At 66.5% G+C, this 20,039-nt stretch carries 16 protein-coding genes; 4 read left to right on the top strand and 12 right to left on the bottom strand.

Features of this window, described 5'->3' with window-relative positions; genetic code table 11:
* Position 1: 1 nt before the first annotated feature.
* On the bottom strand, positions 2-313 hold the full coding sequence (ppnP, locus tag AC1KAR_RS18245) for a pyrimidine/purine nucleoside phosphorylase (RefSeq protein ID WP_480320272.1): 312 nt from the start codon (positions 311-313) through the stop codon (positions 2-4).
* Between the two features lie 69 nt (positions 314-382).
* Complete coding sequence (locus AC1KAR_RS18240; RefSeq protein ID WP_480320270.1) at positions 383-895, bottom strand: 3'-5' exonuclease; 513 nt, start codon at positions 893-895, stop codon at positions 383-385.
* Positions 896-1,051: 156 nt separating this feature from the next.
* Here AC1KAR_RS18240 and AC1KAR_RS18235 point away from each other — a divergent pair, with 156 nt between their 5' ends.
* Positions 1,052-2,761 carry a long-chain fatty acid--CoA ligase gene (locus AC1KAR_RS18235; RefSeq protein ID WP_480320268.1) on the top strand — a complete coding sequence of 570 codons (1,710 nt, stop codon included), beginning with the start codon at positions 1,052-1,054 and terminating at the stop codon, positions 2,759-2,761.
* A gap of 298 nt (positions 2,762-3,059) precedes the next feature.
* Here the strand turns inward: AC1KAR_RS18235 and AC1KAR_RS18230 are convergent, their stop codons facing one another.
* The 4 genes from AC1KAR_RS18230 to AC1KAR_RS18215 all read right to left on the bottom strand — a co-directional run bounded on the left by AC1KAR_RS18230 (position 3,060) and on the right by AC1KAR_RS18215 (position 8,035).
* Positions 3,060-4,757 (bottom strand): carboxylesterase/lipase family protein, encoded by a 1,698-nt coding sequence (locus tag AC1KAR_RS18230; protein ID WP_480320265.1) that lies wholly within the window; start codon positions 4,755-4,757, stop codon positions 3,060-3,062.
* A gap of 195 nt (positions 4,758-4,952) precedes the next feature.
* Positions 4,953-7,070: a prolyl oligopeptidase family serine peptidase gene (locus tag AC1KAR_RS18225; protein ID WP_480320778.1), complete on the bottom strand. Its 2,118-nt coding sequence runs from the start codon at positions 7,068-7,070 to the stop codon at positions 4,953-4,955.
* Positions 7,071-7,126: 56 nt separating this feature from the next.
* Positions 7,127-7,417, bottom strand: a complete 291-nt coding sequence (locus tag AC1KAR_RS18220) for a GNAT family N-acetyltransferase (protein WP_480320263.1) — start codon at positions 7,415-7,417, stop codon at positions 7,127-7,129.
* Positions 7,418-7,477: 60 nt separating this feature from the next.
* Positions 7,478-8,035 carry a YaeQ family protein gene (locus AC1KAR_RS18215; RefSeq protein WP_480320261.1) on the bottom strand — a complete coding sequence of 186 codons (558 nt, stop codon included), beginning with the start codon at positions 8,033-8,035 and terminating at the stop codon, positions 7,478-7,480.
* Positions 8,036-8,123: 88 nt separating this feature from the next.
* Between AC1KAR_RS18215 and AC1KAR_RS18210 the strand changes: the two genes are divergently transcribed.
* Positions 8,124-8,564 (top strand): hypothetical protein, encoded by a 441-nt coding sequence (locus tag AC1KAR_RS18210; RefSeq protein WP_480320259.1) that lies wholly within the window; start codon positions 8,124-8,126, stop codon positions 8,562-8,564.
* Here the strand turns inward: AC1KAR_RS18210 and AC1KAR_RS18205 are convergent.
* Complete coding sequence (locus AC1KAR_RS18205; RefSeq protein ID WP_480320257.1) at positions 8,555-9,379, bottom strand: acyl-CoA thioesterase; 825 nt, start codon at positions 9,377-9,379, stop codon at positions 8,555-8,557. The genes AC1KAR_RS18210 and AC1KAR_RS18205 overlap by 10 nt on opposite strands.
* Before the next feature lie 110 nt (positions 9,380-9,489).
* Here AC1KAR_RS18205 and AC1KAR_RS18200 point away from each other — a divergent pair, with 110 nt between their 5' ends.
* Positions 9,490-9,969 (top strand): hypothetical protein, encoded by a 480-nt coding sequence (locus AC1KAR_RS18200; protein ID WP_480320255.1) that lies wholly within the window; start codon positions 9,490-9,492, stop codon positions 9,967-9,969.
* 84 nt (positions 9,970-10,053) lie between these two features.
* Positions 10,054-12,138: a M3 family metallopeptidase gene (locus AC1KAR_RS18195; RefSeq protein ID WP_480320253.1), complete on the top strand. Its 2,085-nt coding sequence runs from the start codon at positions 10,054-10,056 to the stop codon at positions 12,136-12,138.
* A 7-nt stretch (positions 12,139-12,145) separates the two neighbouring features.
* On the opposite strand, the gene AC1KAR_RS18190 is transcribed toward AC1KAR_RS18195, so the two are convergent.
* The 5 genes from AC1KAR_RS18190 to AC1KAR_RS18170 form a co-directional block, all read right to left on the bottom strand.
* Complete coding sequence (locus tag AC1KAR_RS18190) at positions 12,146-12,664, bottom strand: protease complex subunit PrcB family protein (RefSeq protein ID WP_480320251.1); 519 nt, start codon at positions 12,662-12,664, stop codon at positions 12,146-12,148.
* Entirely contained in the window at positions 12,661-15,153 is a 2,493-nt protein-coding gene (locus tag AC1KAR_RS18185; RefSeq protein ID WP_480320249.1) for a S8 family serine peptidase, read from the bottom strand. The genes AC1KAR_RS18190 and AC1KAR_RS18185 overlap by 4 nt, the downstream gene beginning before the upstream one ends.
* Before the next feature lie 355 nt (positions 15,154-15,508).
* Positions 15,509-18,574, bottom strand: a complete 3,066-nt coding sequence (locus AC1KAR_RS18180; RefSeq protein ID WP_480320247.1) for a PAS domain-containing protein — start codon at positions 18,572-18,574, stop codon at positions 15,509-15,511.
* A gap of 66 nt (positions 18,575-18,640) precedes the next feature.
* Entirely contained in the window at positions 18,641-19,681 is a 1,041-nt protein-coding gene (locus AC1KAR_RS18175) for an NADP-dependent oxidoreductase (RefSeq protein ID WP_480320245.1), read from the bottom strand.
* Between the two features lie 129 nt (positions 19,682-19,810).
* Positions 19,811-20,020, bottom strand: a complete 210-nt coding sequence (locus AC1KAR_RS18170) for a cold-shock protein (protein WP_480320243.1) — start codon at positions 20,018-20,020, stop codon at positions 19,811-19,813.
* Positions 20,021-20,039 lie beyond the last annotated feature (19 nt).

Below are 20,039 nucleotides of genomic sequence, written 5' to 3'. Positions count from 1 at the left end.
CTCAGCCGAAGTGGCACACGTAATGCAGCGTCTGCGTCACTTCGATGTCGAAGGACGACTTGCCTGGCACGTTGAACGACTGGCCGGCGCTGTAGGCCAGCCAGTTGTCGCTGCCGGCGAACTTGACGCGGCACACGCCCTCGACGAGTTCCATCACTTCGGGCGCGCCGGTGTTGAAGGTGAGCGACGAAGGCAGGATCACGCCCACGCTCTTCTTGCTGCCGTCGGCGAGCTCAATGCTGTGCGAGACGCACTTGCCATCGAAGTAGACGTTGGCGCGGGTGTTGACGGTGGCGGTGATCTTGTCGGTCATGATTTGGGTGTCAGTCAGAGGTCGGTCAGCGGGAAAGATCGGCGATTCTAGGGGCCGCCCCCGCAGCGATCAGGCCGCGCGCAGCGCCTGCAGCGTGCTCTGCAGCAGCCGTGCATCCGTGCTCGCACGGTGGCGCTGGCCCTGCATGGCCTGCGCGATGCCCTGCTTGGCGGCCTGCCAGGCACCAGCCTCGCCTTCGGTCAGCAGGCTGCGCAGGCTTTCCAGCTTGAAGCGGGGCACCATCCCGGCTTCTTCGAACAAGACCGCCAGCCACGTGTAGTCGTGCGCCCAGCCGTCGCTGTAGAGGGTGATCCCCTGCAGCCGCTCGTTCAGCAGCCGCGCTACCTCATGCACGTCGCGGCCGTGCCGTTGCAGCATCTCGCGCGTGATGTGGTGGACGCGCTCGGCGGCTTCGTCCCAGTGCGTCCAGCTCGGGGCGGGGCGGATCAGGGTGCAGAAGCTGCTGCCGTCCGGCAGGACGTAGCCCACTTCGATCGGGTAGCTCGCGCGGCCGAACCCCGAGGCTTCCAGATCGAGGAAGGCGGGAAGCTCCAGGCGGTTCGGGGCCAGCGCGATGACCATGGCGCAGCATAAGCAAGAAGCGACCCGGGCTGGCCCATGCGCCGACGCTGTCGCGAAGCTGATCTAGGGTTTTCTCGGGGCGGGCGGCTGGTATTTGCACTGCCATGCTACGAGGTGTCTTGCAATGGTTTGCCACGTAACTCAGAGGATCCGCCCGTGACTGAAGCTGCCCCCCGCCCACATGAACGCATCTGGCCGGCCCGCCTGCCGCGCCGGCTTGCCGTGCCGTCCACTTCGCTGTGGTTCAACCTCGAGGTGACCGCCCAGCGCTTCCCGGACAAGGCCTGCACCATCTTCTTCGGGCGCACGAACACCTATGAGCAGTTGCACGCCCAGGCCGAAGCCGTCGCCGGCTGGCTGCAAAGCGTGGGCGTGCAGGCCGGTGACCGGGTGGGCCTGTACATGCAGAACTGCCCGCAGTTCATGGCCAGCTTCTTCGGCATCCTGCGTGCGAATGCCGTCGTGGTGCCGATCAACCCGATGAACCGCGCCGACGAACTCCAGCACTACATCACCGACCCCGAGGCGCGCGTCTTCATCTGCAGTGCCGATCTGGCCGCCCTGGTGGACCAGGCGAATGCCGCCGTTCCCGAATCCGCGCGCCTGCGTCATGTGCTCGTCACGCGCTACAGCGACGCCATGAACGGCGCCGCCGAGACCGATCCGGCCGACACGCCGTCGGCGCCGATCGATGCGTGGCTGCGCGCGGATCCACCGTTGCCTGAGGCGGGTGACGGCCGCCCCAGCTACGTGCGATGGCAAGACGTGCTCGCCCAGGCGCGCAAGCCCGGCCCGCACACGGCCGGGCCGGACGATCTGGCCGTGCTGCCGTACACCTCGGGCACCACCGGCAACCCCAAGGGCTGCATGCACACGCACCGCACCTTGATGCACCAGTCGTGCGGCATCCAGTGGAGCCACGGCGGCCCCGAGGCCGTGGGCCTGGGCGTGGTGCCGATGTTCCACATCACCGGCATGGTGGGCATGTCGGCCGCGGTGTTTGCGGGGTCGACCATCGTGCTCATGCCCCGATGGGACCGCGAAGTGGTCGGGCGCGTGTTCGCCCGCTACCAGATCAGCCACTGGACCTGCATCCCGACCATGGTGCTCGACCTGTTCGGCAGCCCCAACTACAAGAGCTTCGACCTCTCCAGCCTGCGCTTCATGAATGGTGGTGGCGCGCCCATGCCCGCGGCCATCGCCGAGCGGCTGGAGAAGGAGTTCGGAATCCACTTCGCCGAGGGCTACGGCCTCACCGAGACCGCCGCGGCCAGCCATGGCAACCCGCCGGAACGCGCCAAGCTGCAATGCCTGGGCATCCCGATCTTCGGCGTCGATTCGCGCGTGGTCGACCCCAACACGATGCAGGAGCTGCCGCCCGGCGAGGTGGGCGAAATCATCACGCACGGCCCGCAGGTCTTCAAAGGCTATTGGCGCCAACCTGAGGCCACGGCGGCCGCGTTCGTCGAGTTCGATGGCAAGTCGTTCTTTCGCACCGGCGACCTGGGCCGCATGGACGAAGAGGGCTACTTCTACCTGACCGACCGGCTCAAGCGAATGATCAACGCGAGCGGCTTCAAGGTCTGGCCGGCAGAAGTGGAGATGCTCCTGTATCGGCACCCGGCCGTGCAAGAGGCCTGCATCATCGCGGCGCGCGACGCCTACCGAGGCGAAACCGTCAAGGCGGTGGTGGTGCTGCGCGCCGAGGCCAAGGGCAAGACCACGGAGGCCGACATCACCGACTGGGCCAAGGACCACATGGCGGCTTACAAGGTGCCGAAACTCGTTCAGTTCGTCGACACCCTGCCCAAGTCTGGGTCGGGCAAGGTCATGTGGCGCCTGCTGCAGGACGCCGAAGCCAAGTAAAGGACCCGGCGGGGCATTCGCCCCTCCAAACACGCGCCTGGCGGGAGCCGGGCAGCGCCACGCCGCCGCCAAGGTTCACACCCTTGAAAAAGAAACGGCCCGGCAGGGGACCTGCCGGGCCATCCACGCAACCGGGCTGACTGCTCCCGGTCGCTCAGCGGGCCAGCTTGCGCCAGCCTGCACTCCCTACCTCTTTGTTGTTGGTGTGGTCAGGCGACTGAGGCTCAGCGCGTCGACCACTTGTACGTGGCAATTCAAGGGTGATGTTCACCACCGCGCCGCGGCGGTGAACCGTGCATCACGGCGTGGGCGTGTACGGCGTGTTGTTGTTCCAGACGGTGCAGCGGTGGTCCGCGGCAAAGCTGGGCAGTGCGGCCACACCGTTGGTGCCGATATCGAGGCCCTGGTAGCTGTCGTTCGACTGCGTATAGGCGGCCCAGGTCGGCACGCCTGCACCGTTCGGATCGCCGTTCTTCGAGAAGTTGGCCCAGTAGCGCACCATCGTGTCCGACAGGGCTTGCTGTGCCGCGTTGAACGATGCGCTGCCCTGCATCGTGAAGAGGTATTGCAGTTCCGAGGTATGGGGCGCGCCCAGATCGAAACCGGAGCGGTGGGGCAGTGTCGACGGTGCCGTGCGGTCACGGAATTCGTACGCAAACACCGGCCGATGCTGTTGCAGTTCGAGCGCAGCGATGCGGCCGTTGCAGGCAAAGATCATGTCGGTGCCGAGCGTGCCGTAGGCGATCGGAGCACCGCCGGGGAAGCTTGACGCGGGGTAGAAGTTGGTCACGATCGCGCTGGCCGTTGGCATCGCTGTCGAAACGAACGGGTGCCCCATCAGCGTCGCGACCTTGTTGATCGTGTCGGCGTCGCTGTTGAGCACCTGCGTCATCGGCGGGGAGGCCTGCAGCTCGTCGAGTGCTGCGAAGAGGCGCCATTCGTCACGCGTGGTGCCTTCGATCATCGGCACACGGTTGTGCGTGCCTGCCGAGATCGTGGTGCGCACGTCTTGCGTCAGCACAGCGCCGTCGACCGAAGGCACCGGGCCGCTCGGGTAGGCCACCATCTGGGCACCCAGCAGAGCGCTGACGGGCAGTGCACGCAGGCAGGCTGCGGTGGTACAGGCCGGGACGGTGGTGCCCGTGGCGGTTGAAAGGATCGTGGCCGCTGTCGAAGCAACCTGCGCGCCCTTGCTTTGTGCGCTCGGATAGGGCGCCGGGGCGGCCAGCACGTCTTGCGGTGCGGCAAACGGGTAGGCACCGCTCATCGCGATGGCCTTGTGGAAAAGGCCTGCGGCACCGGCCGAAGCCACGTGCGAGTGGACGCTGAAGCCACCTGCGGATTCACCGGCGATCGTGATGTTGTCCCGGTTGCCGTGGAAGTTGGCAATGTTGGCCCGAACCCAGCTCAGAGCCGCTTGCTGGTCCATCAGGCCGTAGTTGCCCGACTTGCCGCCTTGCTCGGCCGACAGGGCGGCATGCGACATGAAGCCGAGTGCGCCAAGGCGGTAGTTGAGCGTGACCACGACTAGACCTTGATCGACCAGCTTGGTCGGCTCGTAGCCGTTCGAGAAACCCAGATAGAACGCGCCACCGTGGATCCACACGAAGACCGGGTAATTGCCGGGTGCTTTCGGGGTGTACACGTTCAGGTAGAGGCAGTCTTCGCTCGTCGACGCAGAGCCGAAGGGCGAAGCGGGTTGCGCGCAGTGCGGCGCGAAGGCGGTGGCCTCACGCACGCCCGTCCAGTTGGCCGGTGCCGCGGGCGCGCGCCAGCGCAGATCGCCCACCGGGGCGGCTGCGTAGGGGATGCCCTTGTAGCTGACCGACGTGGCGTTCTCGGTGCCACGAACTTGGCCGTTGGCGGTGGTCGCGACGTTGATGGGCGCCGCTGCCGGTGCCTCGTCGTCGTCGGAGCCGCAGGCCACGAGGCCGGCGGCCAGGGCCATGCAGACGAAGCTGCGCGCCAGGTTGCTGGGCAAACGAGATTTGTTCATGAAGTCACTTCTCCAAAGTTATGTTGCACAAGCGTGCACAAAACAGGAGTCTGCCCCAGCCTGTACGGCTCGGACACTAGGAGAAGCGAGTGATGCGGTTTAGCAACTCGGTGCAAGGCCGCTCACTTTTTGATCAGTCGTGCTAATCGTTCGTTAAGTACTGCACGAATGTCCAGCGATTGGCGGGCGCGAAGGTCAGCGCTTGAGCTGTTCCCAGAGGTAGGTGTATTCCAGGGCCTGGAGGTGGGCGCGTTGCTCGTTGTCGGCTGCGCCGCCGTGCCCGCCCTCGATGTTTTCGTAATAGAGCACGTCGTGTTTCTGCGCCAGCATGAGTGCTGCCATCTTGCGGGCGTGGCCGGGGTGCACGCGGTCGTCGCGGGTGGAGGTGGTGAACAGCACGCGCGGGTACTTCTTTTCGGTCTGCACGTTCTGGTACGGGCTGTACCTGGAGATGAAGTTCCATTCGTCGGGGACGTCGGGGTTCCCGTACTCGGCCATCCAGGAGGCTCCGGCCAGGAGCTTGTGATAGCGCTGCATGTCGAGCAGCGGCACCTGGCAGACGACCGCGTTGAAGAGGTCGGGCCGTTGCGTGAAGGTGGCGCCGACCAGCAGGCCGCCGTTGCTGCCGCCCATGATGCCGAGATGCTTCGGCGAGGTGATCTTGTTCGCGATCAGGTCTTCGGCCACGGCGATGAAGTCGTCATAGCTGCGTTGCTTGTTGGCCTTGACGGCACTCTGATGCCACTGCGGTCCAAACTCACCACCGCCTCGGATGTTGGCCACCACGAGCACCCCACCACGTGAATACCAGGCGCGGCCGAATCCGCCCGAGTACCAGGGCTTGAGCGAAATCTCGAAGCCGCCGTAGCCGTAGAGCAAGGTCGGGTTGCTGCCATCTGGTTTCGCACCTTTGGGCCAGACCACGAAGTAGGGCACCTTGGTGCCATCTGTCGACGTGGCGAAGCGCTGCTCGGCGCGCATGCCGCTGCTGTCGAATAACGAGCCACGAGACTTGATGAGTTCAGCCCCCCATTCGCTGCGCCCTGAGGCCGGGCTGTCGGCAGTCTTCGTGGTGGCGAGGTAGAGCGAGTCGGGTGTGAGGAAGTCGGTGTAGGTCAGCCAGTAGGACTCGGCCAGCGGATCGTCCTTGACGAGCGGGTCGTGGAGCCCCGCCACGCCCAGGGCGCCGGGGAAGGGGGCCTTGACCTCGTGCCCGGTGAAGCGAGCGCCTTGCTTGTGCCACACCTCCAGCTTGCCGGCCACGTTGTCGATGATGTTGAGCAGCACGTGGTCGCGTGTGCTCGAGTAGCCCGACAGAGAGCGCGTGGGTGTGGGCGTGAACAAGACGCCGAACTTGCGATCACCGCGCATGAACGCTGCGGCATCGGTGTGCAGCAGGGAGCCGCTCGGGTAGGTGGTGTCGCCCACGACCATCGCGCTGCGCAGGTGCAGCAGCATGGTGTCGCGCAGGAAGCTGGGCGAGGCGTCGCTCGGGATGTCGAGCGGCACCAGTTTGTCGCCCTGCAGGAGAAAACTCTTGGCGTTGTAGAAATCGAGCGCACGAGTGAACAACGTGCGTTCGTGGCCGGGCGTCTTGTCCACGCTGACCGACACGGCCACGTCTTGCGCGATGCCCTCGAACACGGTCGCGGCTTCCGACAGGGGCGTGCCACGCTTCCAGCGCTTGATGACGCGCGGGTAGCCCGAATCGGTCATGGAGCCGGGGCCGAAATCGGTGCCCACGTAGATCGTGTCCGCATCGATCCATTCGATCTCGGTCTTGGCTTCGGTGAGCGTGAAGCCGTCTTTCACGAACGCCTTGGTGGCGATGTCGAACTCGCGCACGACCTTGGCGTCAGCCCCGCCACGCGAGAGCGAGATCAGGCAGTCGTTGTAGCTCGGCCCCAGGCAATTGGCGCCGCCCCAGACCCAGTTCTCGTTCTCGGCCTTGCCGAGGGCATCGAGATCGAGCAGGGTGTCCCAGGCCGGCTCAGGCTTTCGGTACTCCGCGAGCGTGGTGCGGCGCCACAGGCCGCGCTTGTGGGTTTCGTCTTGCCAGAAGTTGTAGAGCCAGTCGCCGCGGCGGGTGACGCTCGGGATGCGGTCCTTGGCGTTCAGCACTTCCAGGAGCTGGCTGCGGGTGCTGGCGAACCCGGGCTGGGCCGTCAGTTCCTTCTGCGTGATCGCATTGCGTTCGCGAACCCAGTCGAGTGCTCGCTCACCTTGCACGTCTTCGAGCCAGAGATAGGGATCGGCGGGTTTCTCGGCCGGGGTGGGCGTGGTGGGGGTCTGGGGCATGACGTGGGGGCTCATCGAGAGCAACAGGGTGGCCGCGAAGATGCCCGCGGCATGGCGCCAGGCGAGCATGTTCATGCGAGCAGGTCTTGCGTTTCAGGGTGGCGCTGCATGTACGCGCGCGTGTAGGGGCACTGCGGGTCGACCTTCAGGCCAGCGCTGCGTGCGTGAGCCAGCGTGGCCGCCACCATGGCCGATGCGATTCCCCGGCCTTCGACGGAGGGGTGCACGACGGTGTGCGTGATGCGCATCACCTTGCCATCGAGCTCGTACTCGACCTTGTTGAGGTGTCCCTCAACGGTGGTTTCGAACCGGCGCCGGGCTTCGTTGTGCTGGACGGCGTGAGTGCGTGCGGTATCGGTCATGGGATCTCCAAACCTGTTGGCGTGGCCAATTATTGGCCGATCCCGATGTAAGACAGTGTGTCAAACGCCCGGGTTCAGGCGCTGCGGTGTGATCTCGATGCTGCTCGCGCCGTCGCCCACCCACACCGCGCCGTCTTGCACTGTGACCTGGAGCTGCATGGTGCGCTGCGCCAGTGCTGCTAGCGCTTGGCTTTGCTCGGCCGGGATCTGCCAGACGGCGATGTTGCGGGCCCGTGTGATCTTGGTGGCGATGCCACTCCACCAGATCGGCGTGCTGTGGCTGAAGCTGTACACCTGCACGCTCTCTGCGCGCGGGCTGGCCTTCATCAGGCGCTTGTCGTCGGGCTGGCCGATGTCGATCCACTGCACGATCTGGCCGGTGAGGTCCTTCTGCCAGAGGCTGGGCTCGTCGGTGTCCCAGAGGTCCTTGGCGAACTCCATGGCGCCATGGTCAGTGTCGGCTGGTGCGTGCAGCGCGAAGGCCAGCAGGCGGATCATCATGCGCTCGTCGGTTTCGGACGGGTGCCGCGCGATCGTCACGCTGTGGTCGCCATAGATGCTGCGATCCATGTCGGCCAGTTGCAACTGCGCTTTGTAGATGGTGGCTTTGAGCGCCATGGGTGCCGGGCTTCGGGGAGGGAGGCGCATTAGACCATCCGGCGCGGTGACAATCCGGCGATCAATTGCCACCTAGCGAGACAAGTCCATGAGCCTCAAGAAGTTCGATCTGGCCAAGCAACTCGGCCTCAAGGTCGCCGGGAACATGAAGTCGGCCGGCGTCCCCAGCCGCTTTGCGCAAGGCGCCGGCGAAGTCCTGGACCGGCGCGAACGCCGCCTGCGCGATGCAGCAGCCGGTCTGGTGCCCTTTGCCTGCAAGTTGCCGAGCGAACTGGTCAAGCGCCTGCACGCAATCGCCCCGGAGCACGAGGGCGGTCTCAACGGCTTGATGGCTGAGTTGCTGGATCGGGGCCTTGGTGGTGATGCAGCTGCTGCACCAGTTGATGCGCCCGCACCCGCGAAGAAGGTGGTTGCCAAGAAGGCGCCGACTGGCGAGAAGGCTCCCGCCAAGGCGGCATCTGCGAAGGCGGCCTCTGCGAAGGCGGCCCCTGGCAAGAAGGCCCCCGCCAAGAAGACGGCTCAGCCGTAGACCGTGACCACCTGGTAGCCCAGCGCGGCAAGTTCACCGCCAGGCGACCACAGGCGCGTGGCCTGGTTCGAGTAGCCACCGGCCGCGGCGAGCACCTCCGTGTCGACACGCCACCAGCCGTCGTTCGACGTCGTCGTGATCGGGCGCAACTCAAGCTCCCACGAGACCGAGCTTGCAGGCGTGGGCTTGGTGAACTGCGACAGCAGCGGCGTCGGCGGCACGTCGGCCAGCAAGACCGTCAGCATTTCGGCGTCGATCTCGCTGGCAGGCTCGCCCTGCAGTCGCAGGTGGATGCTGGTTTCTGTGCGCAGGCTGCCGGTGAACGGCTCACCACCGCCGACGAAGCGCATGTCCATGTGCTGGGTGAATTGCGGCGCCACGCCAGGGGGCAGGGCGCGCTTCGGGGTCTGATCCGGCGCGGTGGCTGCCGGCGGGCACTGGGGCGACATCTCCGGCACGAGCGTGTCGCGCTCGGAGCCGAATACGCCGAGCAGCAACGCGGCCGTCTGGCCCTCCTGCTGAACGAGCGCCTGTACCTGCCGCACGTTCTTGCCTTCACGCAGCAGGGTCACCTGCACCTCGACCGGGCCTTGCGCCACCGGCCCGATGAAGCTGGTCTGCAGCGCGCGCAGGCGCACTGCGGCGGGCCAGTCGGCGCCAGCCACGTCGCGCATGGCCTGCACGGCGATGACGGAGATCAGGCCGCCGAACGAGGTGCGGCCTTGCAGCCAGTCGCTAGGAATCTCGAAACGCACGTGGCTCTCGTGGCGGCTGCGCGCGGCCAGCAGGCTGGCCAGTGGGGTGAATGTGGACATGTCGTCGGGCGGATGGGGGACACTTCGGATTATCAAATTCACCCCGCACCCCTGCTGGCACCACGGTGACAGCTGTGGTGGCGCATTCGCCTATCAAGGATCAGATCAACATGAGGTTCACGCACTCTTTGGCCACCTGTCTGCTGGCCATCTTCGCTTTGGCCACCGCTGCGTCGCATGCCGCCCCTCCGCGCGAGGGGACGCTTGGCACTGGCAAGGGCACTGGCAAGGTGATGAGCATGTCGGAGTTGCGTGCCTGCCTGGCGCAACAGTCGCGCATCAGTGCGCAGAACCAGCAGAACACCAAGGACCAGGACGACCTCAAGACGGAACGCGCCGCGATCGAGCGCGATGGCGAGGCCATCAAGACCGAGATGGCCACGCTGGATCGCACCAACAAGGAGGCGGTGGAGGCCTACGTCGCCAAGTCGCAGGCGCACGACAAGCGCATCGACGCCTATCAGGACCGGGTGACGGCCTTCAATGGCAAGGTCGAGGCCACCCAAGGAGAGCGAGCCAGCTGGGGCAAGAGCTGCGAGAACCGGCGCTACCTGGAAGACGACTACAAGGACATCAAGGCCGGAAAGTGACCCGGTAGGGCCACGGCGGCCGGTGCAGGTGTGGGGGCGGGGTGCTGCCTAGAATCGGCGCGTCTCACCACCGAGAAAATCACCATGACCGTTGCCACAAGCAATCCCCTGGTGCAGCCCTGGAATACCCCGCACGGGCTGCCCCCTTTCGCAGAGATTCGCGCCGAGCATTTCAAGCCGGCCTTCGCCGCGGCGATCACTCGGCACCTGGCCGAGATCGAATTGATCGCTGCATCGCCCGAACCTGCAAGCTTCGAGAACACCGTCGCGGCGCTCGACCGCACGGGCCAGCTTCTGTCTCGCGTGGCTGATCTGTTCGACAACCTTACATCCAGCGAAACATCGCCGGCTTTGCAGGAGGTCGAGCGAGAGATGGCCGCCCCGCTTGCGGCGCACCGCAGTGCGGTGTCGATGAACAAGCCGCTGTTCGCGCGCATCGACGCGCTGTACGAACAGCGCGCGGCACTGGGCCTCTCGGCCGAGCAGGTGCGACTGCTGGAGCGCATTCACCTCGATTTCGTGCGTTCAGGTGCTCAGCTGGCCGGCAATGCGCAGAGGCGATACGCACAAATCATGCAGCAGTTGGCCGAACTCACGACGCGATTCAGCCAGAACGTGCTGGCGGATGAATCCGCATATCGCCTTGTGCTGAGTGACGAGCGCGATCTCGCCGGCCTTCCCGATTTCGTGCGAGCCGCATCGCGGCAGGCGGCGGCCGACCGTGGCATGGGTGACGTGCACGTCATCACGCTGTCGCGCTCGCACATCGTGCCGTTCCTGACCTTCTCCGAGCGCCGTGACCTGCGCGAGCAGGCGTGGCGTGCCTGGGTGTCACGCGGCGAACACGCGGGCGACCATGACAACCGCCCGGTCGCACGCGAAATACTCACGCTGCGCAACGAACAGGCGCGGTTGCACGGCTACGCGAGCTACGCAGACTACGCCCTGACCGACACCATGGCCGGCAACCAGGCTGCCGTCGCCGGGCTGTTGACCCAGGTGTGGGAGCCCGCCAAGGCACGCGCCGCGCAAGAACTGGCCGACTTGCAAGCATTGGCCGCATCGCACGGTGACTCGACCGACATCGAAGCGTGGGACTGGCGCTTCCACGCCGAGAAGCTGCGCAAGGCGCGCTACGACCTCGACGAAGCGCAGATCAAGCCCTACTTCCCGCTCGACCGCATGGTCGAGGCCGTCTTCGATTGCGCACAGCGATTGTTCGGTGTGGCCTTCACCCCTCGCACGGATCTGCAGGCCTATCACCCCGACGTGAAGGTCTACGAGGTTCGCCGCAACGCAGGCGACAGTCTGGTTGGCATCTTCCTGCATGACAACTACGCGCGGCCCACCAAGCGCAGTGGCGCGTGGATGTCGCTGTTCAGGAGTCAGTCGCGCAATCTCGGGGAGCAGGGCGGCGCGGCCTTGCCCATCGTGATCAACAACAACAACTTCGCCAAGGGGGCGCCGGGCGAACCCACCTTGTTGAGCTTCGACGACGCGCGCACGCTGTTCCACGAGTTCGGCCATGGCCTGCACGGCCTGCTCTCCGATGTGACGTACGAGCGCCTGTCGGGGACGAACGTGCTGCGCGATTTCGTCGAGTTGCCGTCGCAGCTTTTCGAGCACTGGCTGAGCGAGCGCGAGGTGCTCAAGAAGCATGCGCGCCACCATCAGACCAACGAGCCGATTCCCGACGCCCTGATCGAGCGCCTGGAGGCGGCCAGCCGGTTCAATCAGGGCTACGAAACAGTGCGCTACGTGGCGTCAGCCCGCGTCGACATGGCAGCCCACGCGCTCACCTCGGCCGAAGGCCCGGACATCACGGCCTTCGAGCGCGAGCAGGCGCAAGCCATGGGCCTGCCCGCCGCCGTGGGGATGAACCATCGCCTGGCCCACTTCCAGCACCTCTTCTCCGGCTCATCCTATGCGGCCGGCTACTACGTCTATCTCTGGGCCGAGGTGCTCGACGCCGACGGCTACGACGCCTTCACCGAAGCCGGCAACCCCTTCGACCCGGCGGTTGCCCGGCGTCTTGAGCAGTTCATCTACTCCAGTGGCAACAGCCGCGAGCCGCGCGCCGCCTACCGCGCCTTCCGCGGGCGCGATCCGCTCGTGCAGCCGATGCTGCGCGAGCGGGGTTTGCTCGAAGAGGCAAACCAGCCGGCGTGAAGCGCGTTCAGCGCGCGGCCGCGAGTGGCGTCGAGGCGCGCTCGCGGCCCTGCCCATCCACCACCACGACGCTTCGGTAGTCGCCACGCGGCACGGCCACGATCACGCACGGCTGCGTGACCATGGCCGCGTACATGCGGCCCGGCTCAGGCTGGGTCCAGGTGGTGACGATGACGAGCCGGTGCGCACCCGCCTCGAGCCGCACGCCGGTCACACCCATCCCGTAGCCGGCGTTCGCTTGCTGCCCCATCGAGATGCGCAGCACCAGCGAGCGATCGAAGTCGACGAGAGGCGCGGCGGGCGCCGTACCCAGGCTGCGCCCTTGCATGAGCTGCTGCAGCGCGCTCGCATCGGAGACGCGTTGCACCGAGGTGTCGCTGGTGCCGCATTGGCCGCCGGCATGGACCACCTGATGCGGCACCCCTGTCGGCTTGGACGCTGGCGCCTGCGCTTGGCATGCGCCGATCAGTGCCGAGGCGGCGACGGCCACCGAGACACCCCAGCGTGACGCGACGAGCCGCTTCATCGGCGCACCCTCAGCCCTTTGATGCCCCCCGCCGAGCGCGACTGCGCAGTGCTGGCGCCGATCGTCGTCACGTAGTTCGCCCCGAAGTTCAATCCGCTGCGGTTGGCGTCAACCGTCACGCGAACGGGTTCGTCGAGTGTGAGGAACGCACCGCAAGCCTCACCCACGTCGCAGATGCTGTCGTCGTTGTTCGGGTCGGTGCCGGCGACAAGCAGGTAGGTGCCTGCCGGGACGTTGCCGAACTGGAAGCTGTAGGCGCCGTTGCTGGCGGTCGCCCGCACTTGGCCGATGCCGGTCATGGTGTCGGGGTTCACGAGGAGGATGTACATCGTGCCCAGGTCGGCAGTGGCACCACCGCCTCCACCTCCGCCACCGCCGGCCACTTGCAAGGTCACCGGAACATTCACGCGGTTGGCGGACGAGGTGATCTCGAGCGTGGTGCTGTATGCGCCCGGCGCGAGTGTCCCGCGGTTCACGCTGACCGTGTAGGTGCCCAGGCCGTTGGCCGATGTCGGTGGTGTGATGCTGATCCAGCTGCTCGGCGGGTTCACGTTGATGGATGACACGCTGAGGGTTGCGGTGCCCGCGTTGCCCAGGTTCAGCGGTTGCGTGGTCGCGCCGGGGGCGAAGACCAGGCTGCCTGGCGTTGCCACCAACTGCGCCGGCGACGGGGTGTTGCCGTCTTGCGCCGCCTGCACGGCTTTCAGCGCATCGATGAGACCGTGGCCGAACTGGTCGTCACGGCCAGGTGCGCCCAGGTCATTCGTCAGCCGCCCCGCGGCCAGCAGCCGGTCGATGTCGTCCGGCGTGAGGCGTGGGTTCACCGATTTCATCAGGGCGAGGACGCCGGCCATGTGTGGCGACGCCATGGAGGTCCCTTGATGGAAGGTGTAGGCGAATCGCGTGGTGCCCCCGCTGTCGTCGCCGACCGTGCTGAGTACCTGGTCGATGTAGCCGTCGCCGTTCAGGTCGCCGCCATCCCCACCTGGGGCGGCCACGTCAATACGCGTGCCGAAGTTGGAGTAGCTGGACAGCGTTCGCCGGATGCTCACGGCGCTGACCGAGATGACGCCGTCGTACGAAGCTGGGTAGAAGAGCCCGGCATTGCCTTCGTTGCCCGCTGCCGCCACCACGATGACGCCCTGTGCCCGTGCCTGCGTGTAGGCGGCCTGCTCCGCCTGCGACGAGTCGCTCCCGCCCAGGCTCAGGTTCACGATGTCGGCGCGGCGTGCCGGGACGGTCCCGGAGCTGTTCGGCAGACCCGCCGCGTAGAGGACGGCCTGCGTGATGTCGAAGCTGCTGCCCCCCTGGGTGCCGAGCACGCGCAAGGGCATGATTCGGGCGCCTGGTGCGATGCCTGCGACGCCGATCGAGTTGTTCGTGGCCGCCGCGATGGTGCCGGCGACGTGGGTGCCGTGGAAGCTGCTTTCGCCGCCGGGCGTCGAGTTGTCGCCAGGGTCGTCGGGGTTGTTGTCGGGGCCGTTGCCATCGTTTGCATTGGCAGGGTCGGTGATGAAGTCGTACCCGGCAATGAGTTGGCCGGCCAGGTCAGGGTGGCCCGTCAGCACGCCGGTGTCGATTACCGCCACGGTGACGGTGTTGCTGCCGACCGTGCGGTCCCACGCGGCGGGCAGGTTGATCATCGGGTAGTGCCACTGCAAGGCGTAGAACTCGTCGTTCGGAATGGCGAGAGCGCGGCGGATGTAGTTGGGCTCGGCATACAGCACGGCGGGGTCGGAGCGCAGCCGCTTGATCGCCTGCAGCGTCGCTGCCTTGAGGTCACGCGACGACAAAGGCACGTTCGCAGCCCGCGCGGCTTGCGGCGTGTTGCGCGACTGGGCCAGCAGCGTGCGCGGGCTGTCCAGGGTGAGCAGCCAGTCGCCTTCGGGGGCGCCTGCGGCCTTGGTCAGCCCGTGAACCGAGAGCACCGAGGCCGAGCTGCGCTTGCCAGCTTGAAGCACCTGCGCGGGCTGACGCCAGCGGACGACCACCTCGCCCGGCACGAACTCGGCGCTGCGCCGCAGCACACCGTCGGCCTCGCCCGCGTGGCCGGCAGCCTGCGCGCCTGCCTGCCCCACGGCGAGCACGTACTGGCCTGCGCCCGAGTACGCGTAGACCTCGATGTAGTAGCGGCCAGTGGCCGGGATCGTGACGGACTCGAGCCGGCCCGTGCCTTCGGAGACATCAACCTCGTTGCGGTTCTCGTCGTAGAGGTAGAGGTCGATGTCGCTGGCTTGCGGGTCGGCGACGACAAGGGAAACCGTCTGGCCGGCCACCCCCGAGACGGCGAAATAGTCGCTGCGGTCACCGGGGGTGCGCGACCGGCCAGCGGGACCCTGATTGGCCACGTTGACGTAGCCGGCCAGGCTCAGCGGAATGGGCACGGCTTGTGCCACGGGGAAGGTGTCGTTCGATGTGTATGCCGAGTTGACGTCGTTCACATCGCTGTCGACCAGCGTGTTGCCGCTCACGCGGACCTGGCCTGACACCTCGAAGCTGCCCGCTGCAGGCGGGGGTGGTGGTGCCGGGACTGGTGCGGGCGCTGGCGCAGGCGCAGGCGCAGGCGCGGGGGACGGTGATGGTGCACTCCCGTCTCCGCCCCCTCCACCACCGCAGGATGCGATGAGTACGGTGGCGGCCAACAGGGCAACACGTGATGACAATGACATGGAACCTCTCCTGAACTTCTTGTTTTCGATGGAGGGCGGATGTTTCCATGCTGCGCCGCAGAAAACGTCACCCAGAGGGGGGAGTCATGCAGCTGTCACGGCCGGCGTGGTCCGTGCCGGGTCGTCGTTTCCCCGCGGCTCGATGCACGAGCGCGTGCGCCGTGCCGACCGCCCGTTACGCGTCCGGGAAGATCCTGTCGAGCGCGTCGAGAAACTGGCCGAAGTCGATCGGTTTCGTCCAGTAGTCGGTGAACCCCGACAGCTTGGCGCGTGCGATGTCCGCCGGCATGGCGTTGGCCGACAGGGCGATGCACGGGATGTGCGCCGTCTGTGCCTGCTGGCGCAGATGGCGCAGTACCTCGAAGCCGTTGATGTCGGGCAATTGGATGTCGATCAGGATCAGGTCGGGCTGCAGGCTCGCGGCGCGCGCCACGCCGGCCAGGCCCGTGGCAGTGGATTCCAGGCGCAGGCCGGGGCGCATGCGGATCAGTTCTTCCACCAGCACCACGTTGATCGCGTTGTCTTCGATGTAGAGGAGCGTGCCCTTTCGGGCCGCTGCCAGTTGCTGCGCGGGGGGCCTGGGCTCGCTGCTCGTCGTGCTTGCCAGGCTTGCGTCGGCCGCACGCGGCAGGCGAATGGAGAAGGTCGAGCCGACGTTGGGTTGGCTGCTGACGATCACTTCGCCGCCCATGTGCGTGGCGAGGGCCTTGACGACGGCCAGGCCGATGCCGGTGCCTTCGATCCCTTCGCGCTCCAGGCCGAGGCGGTTGAACGGCTCGAACAGGTGCGCCTGCTGTTCGGCCGTCATGCCGCGGCCGGTGTCTTGCACATGGCAGATGACGGCGTCGCCGCTGACCTCGCTATAGACCGTCACGCTGCCGTTGGGTCGGTTGTACTTGATCGCGTTGCTCAGCAGGTTGATCAGCATCTGGCGCAGGCGCGTGCGGTCGGCGTGCAACACACCATCGGTGGCACCAGTGCGCAGCGCAACGCCGTGGGTGTGCGCGAGCGCATCGACAAGCGGCAAGGCCTCATTGAGCACGTCTGCCACAGACACCGCCTGCAGGTCGAGTTTCAGTTGGCCGCTCTCCAGGCTGGACAGGTCGAGCGCGTCGTCGATCAGCGCGAGCAGGTGTTCGCCGGCTGATTGGATGTGTGCGACCTTGCCGCGCTGCTGAGGCAGCAGGGTGTCCTTGCCGATCAGCAGCAGTTGCGCAAAGCCGAGCACGGCGTTGAGCGGTGTGCGCAACTCGTGGCTCATGCGGGAGAGAAACTCCGACTTGGCGCGGCTTTCGCGCAGCGCGAGCTCTTTCTCGCGGCGGCTCACCTCGGCGCTCATCGCATCGGTGATGTCCCAGTTCACGCCAATGCGCAGCTTGCTTCGGCCATCCACCGACGGCGCGGGGGTAGAGCGCGAGGCGAGCCAGCGCACGGTGCCGTCGGGCCAGACCACGCGGAACTCGTAGGCGGTAGGGCCGGTGTTCTCGGCGGCTTCGCGCAACTCACGCCGGACGTGCTCGACGTCTTGCGGGTGCGTCATTGCAAGGCGTTGCACGGCGTCGAGGGCCTCGGCCTGTGGCTCCATGCCACGCAGGCGGAACATCGCTTCGTCCCACTTGGCGGCGCCGGTGACGACGTTCCATTCCCAGGTCCCCATCCCCACGCTGCGTGCCGCCAGCGCCACGCGCTCGTTCACGCTGAGCAGCTCGGTCTCGGCTCGCACGCGCTCGGTCACGTCGATGGTGATGCCCACCACCATCGGCACGCCATTGCGGACCTCTCGGGTGGCGCGGTTCACCAGCCAGCGGACTTCGCCGTCGGGGCGCAGGATGCGGCACTCGTGCTCGAGTGAGGTCATCTCGGGCGTGATGGCGGCGCGGGCTTCCAGGATGGCGGCACGGTCGTCCGGGTGGACGATCTCGTAGACCCATTCATCGCGCGTCGGCCCGCCGAGCGCTTCATCGCGGCCGGCGATCTTGAACATCTGCTGGTTCCAGGTCGCGCGCTCTGCGTCAGGTGCGCGGCTCCAGACACCCACGCCGGCCGCGTTCACCGCGAACTGGAGCAGCTTGGCGGCCTCATTGGCTTCGCGCAGCTTTTCCACCTGCTCCGTCACGTCGAGGCCGACGCCGATGAACTCGATTGGTGTGCCGTTGGCGTCGCGGTGCACCATGCGGCGCGTGAGCACGTAGATCCATCGGCCGTCGGTGCGGCGATAGCGTGCTTCCATATCCACCGGCTGCGTGGTGTGAAGGGCGCGTTCCGCCGTCTCCTGGACGTGCGGGATGTCGTCCGGATGGATGAACGAGCGCACCTCCTCGAGGGCGAGGCCGCCTTCGCGCGGCTCCATGCCGAGGATCTTGAAGGCGTGGTCGTTGTAATGGAAACGGTTGGTCTTGAGGTCGTGCCGCCAGATCGCGATGTTGCCCAACTCCACCGCAATGCGCAGTTGTGCGTTGGCTTTGTTGAATGCGTCTGCGAGCTCGAAGGCGCGCGAGTCGTCGATGATGAGGCCCATCACGCGCTCTGGCATGCCTTGGGCGTTGCCTTTCACCTCCCAGTGCGAATGCACGTGGCGCAGCTCGCCGGCAGGCAGCGTAAGGCGGCTGTGTTGCTCATAGACGCCCGGCTTGTCGAGCGACGTGCGGTAGACGTCGCCGGCACCGTCGTCGGGGTGGATGCGCTTCGCCGTGAGGTCGTAGTTGGGCGGGCCGTCTTCGGGGCGCATGCCGAACAGGCGATACATGTGCCTGTCCCAGAATGCAGGACCATCCGGCAGTTGGCGCTCCCACACGGCGAGGCGGCCCACCTCCTGCGTCATGTCGAGCAGTTCGGCCTGGCGGCTTGCGGTGCGGCGCAGTTCGTCGGTCAGGGTAGTGTCCTGCAGGCTGAGCATCAGGCACGCGGGGCCGGCATCGGCCACCACCCGCGCGCTGGCACGTGCGGTGTGCGCGTGGCCGGCAGCGTCGAGCCAGGGCAGATCGGCGGGGTCGAAGGCTTGCCCGGTGCGGATCGACGGTGCAATGAGCGCCCAGCCATCGGCAGGGGAGAGCAAGTCCGCCGCGTCGCGGTTCACGACGTCAGGGGCGGCATGGCCACTCAGGCGCGAGAAGGCCGCGTTGACCCACAGGATGCGGCCTTGCGCATCGAGCAGGGCGATCAGGTCGGAAACGGCGTCCAGCGCCGCGGCCCAGGCCGGTATGCCAGCGGGGAGTGCGGATGTCACCTGGATCGGAGGCATGGCAGGCCAGTCTAGCGGGCCGACGCTTTGCGCAGTTTGTCGCAGGTCGGCGCCGTCCGTGAAGTGCTACGCAGTTGCGACCTGCAGCACGAGTTTGCCGAAGTTCTCGCCGTTGAACAGCTTGAGCAGGGTCTCGGGGAAGGCTTCGACGCCACCGGTCGCCACGTCTTCCTTGCTCTTCATCTTGCCGGTCTTGAGGTAGCCCGCCATCTCGCCGATGGCTTCCGGGTAGCGATCGACGTAGTCGAACACGACCATGCCTTCCATTCGCGCCCGATTGACCAGCAGCGACATGTAGTTCGCCGGCCCCTTGATGGGCGTCGTGTTGTTGTACTGGCTGATGGCGCCGCAGATCACGATGCGCGCCCTGCGGGTGATCCGCGTCAGCACGGTGTCGAGAATCTCGCCGCCGACGTTGTCGAAGTAGATGTCGACGCCCTTGGGGCAGTGCTCGCGCAGGCCGTCCTTGACGTTGCCGGCCTTGTAGTCGACGCAGGCGTCAAAGCCCAGTTCGCGCACGACCCAGTCGCACTTGGCCTGCCCGCCGGCGATGCCCACCACGCGCAGCCCGAGGATCTTGCCGAGCTGGCCCACCGTCTGGCCGACCGCGCCGGCTGCGCCCGAGACGACGAGCGTTTCGCCCGCCTTGGGCTGGCCCACGTCCATCAGGCCGAAGTAGCCCGTCATGCCCGGCATGCCCAGCACATTGAGCCACTGCGTGAGGGTGCCCACCCGCGTGTCTATCTTGGCGAGGCCGTAGCTCTTGTGCTCGGCTTGGCCGATCAGGCAGTACTCCTGCACGCCCAGGCTTGCACTCACGTGGTCGCCGACGGCGTAGTCGGGGTGCTTGGACGCAGCCACCACCCCCACGCCACCGGCGCGCATGACTTCACCGATACCCACTGGGGGGATGTAGCTCTTGCCCTCGTTCATCCACCCCCGCATGGCGGGGTCGAGCGAGAGGCTGAGCGTCTTGATCAGCACGTCGCCCGCGGCCGGCTCGGCGACTGCTTCGGTGGTGATGTTCCAGTTGGCCCGCGTAGGCAGCCCCACCGGGCGTTCAGCGAGGCGAACCTGGCGATTGGTGGCGCTGGTGAGTGTGCTCATGCGGGGCTCCGTGGTTGCGTGCCGCCGCATCGTAGCGCCGGGTTCGTGGCCGTGCATTGCTGCATGACATTCAGGCATAAAAAAACGCGGCCGAGGCCGCGTTCTCATGAGTGGCTTGACACCCAGTCTTTACAGCACGCGGATGTTCGCGGCTTGCAGACCCTTCTGGCCTTGCTTGACTTCGAATTCGACGCGCTGGTTTTCGAGCAGTGTCTTGAAGCCGGAGCCTTGGATGTCACGGAAGTGGGCGAACAGGTCAGCGCCGCCCGCGTCTTGAGCGATGAAGCCGTAGCCCTTGCTCTCGTTGAACCACTTCACGGTACCGGTTTGAGTCGTCATGGACGATTCCTATCTTTCT

This window comes from Piscinibacter sp. PDB1-1 (assembly GCF_056675995.1).
This window is presented reverse-complemented; position numbering and strand designations above follow the sequence as displayed.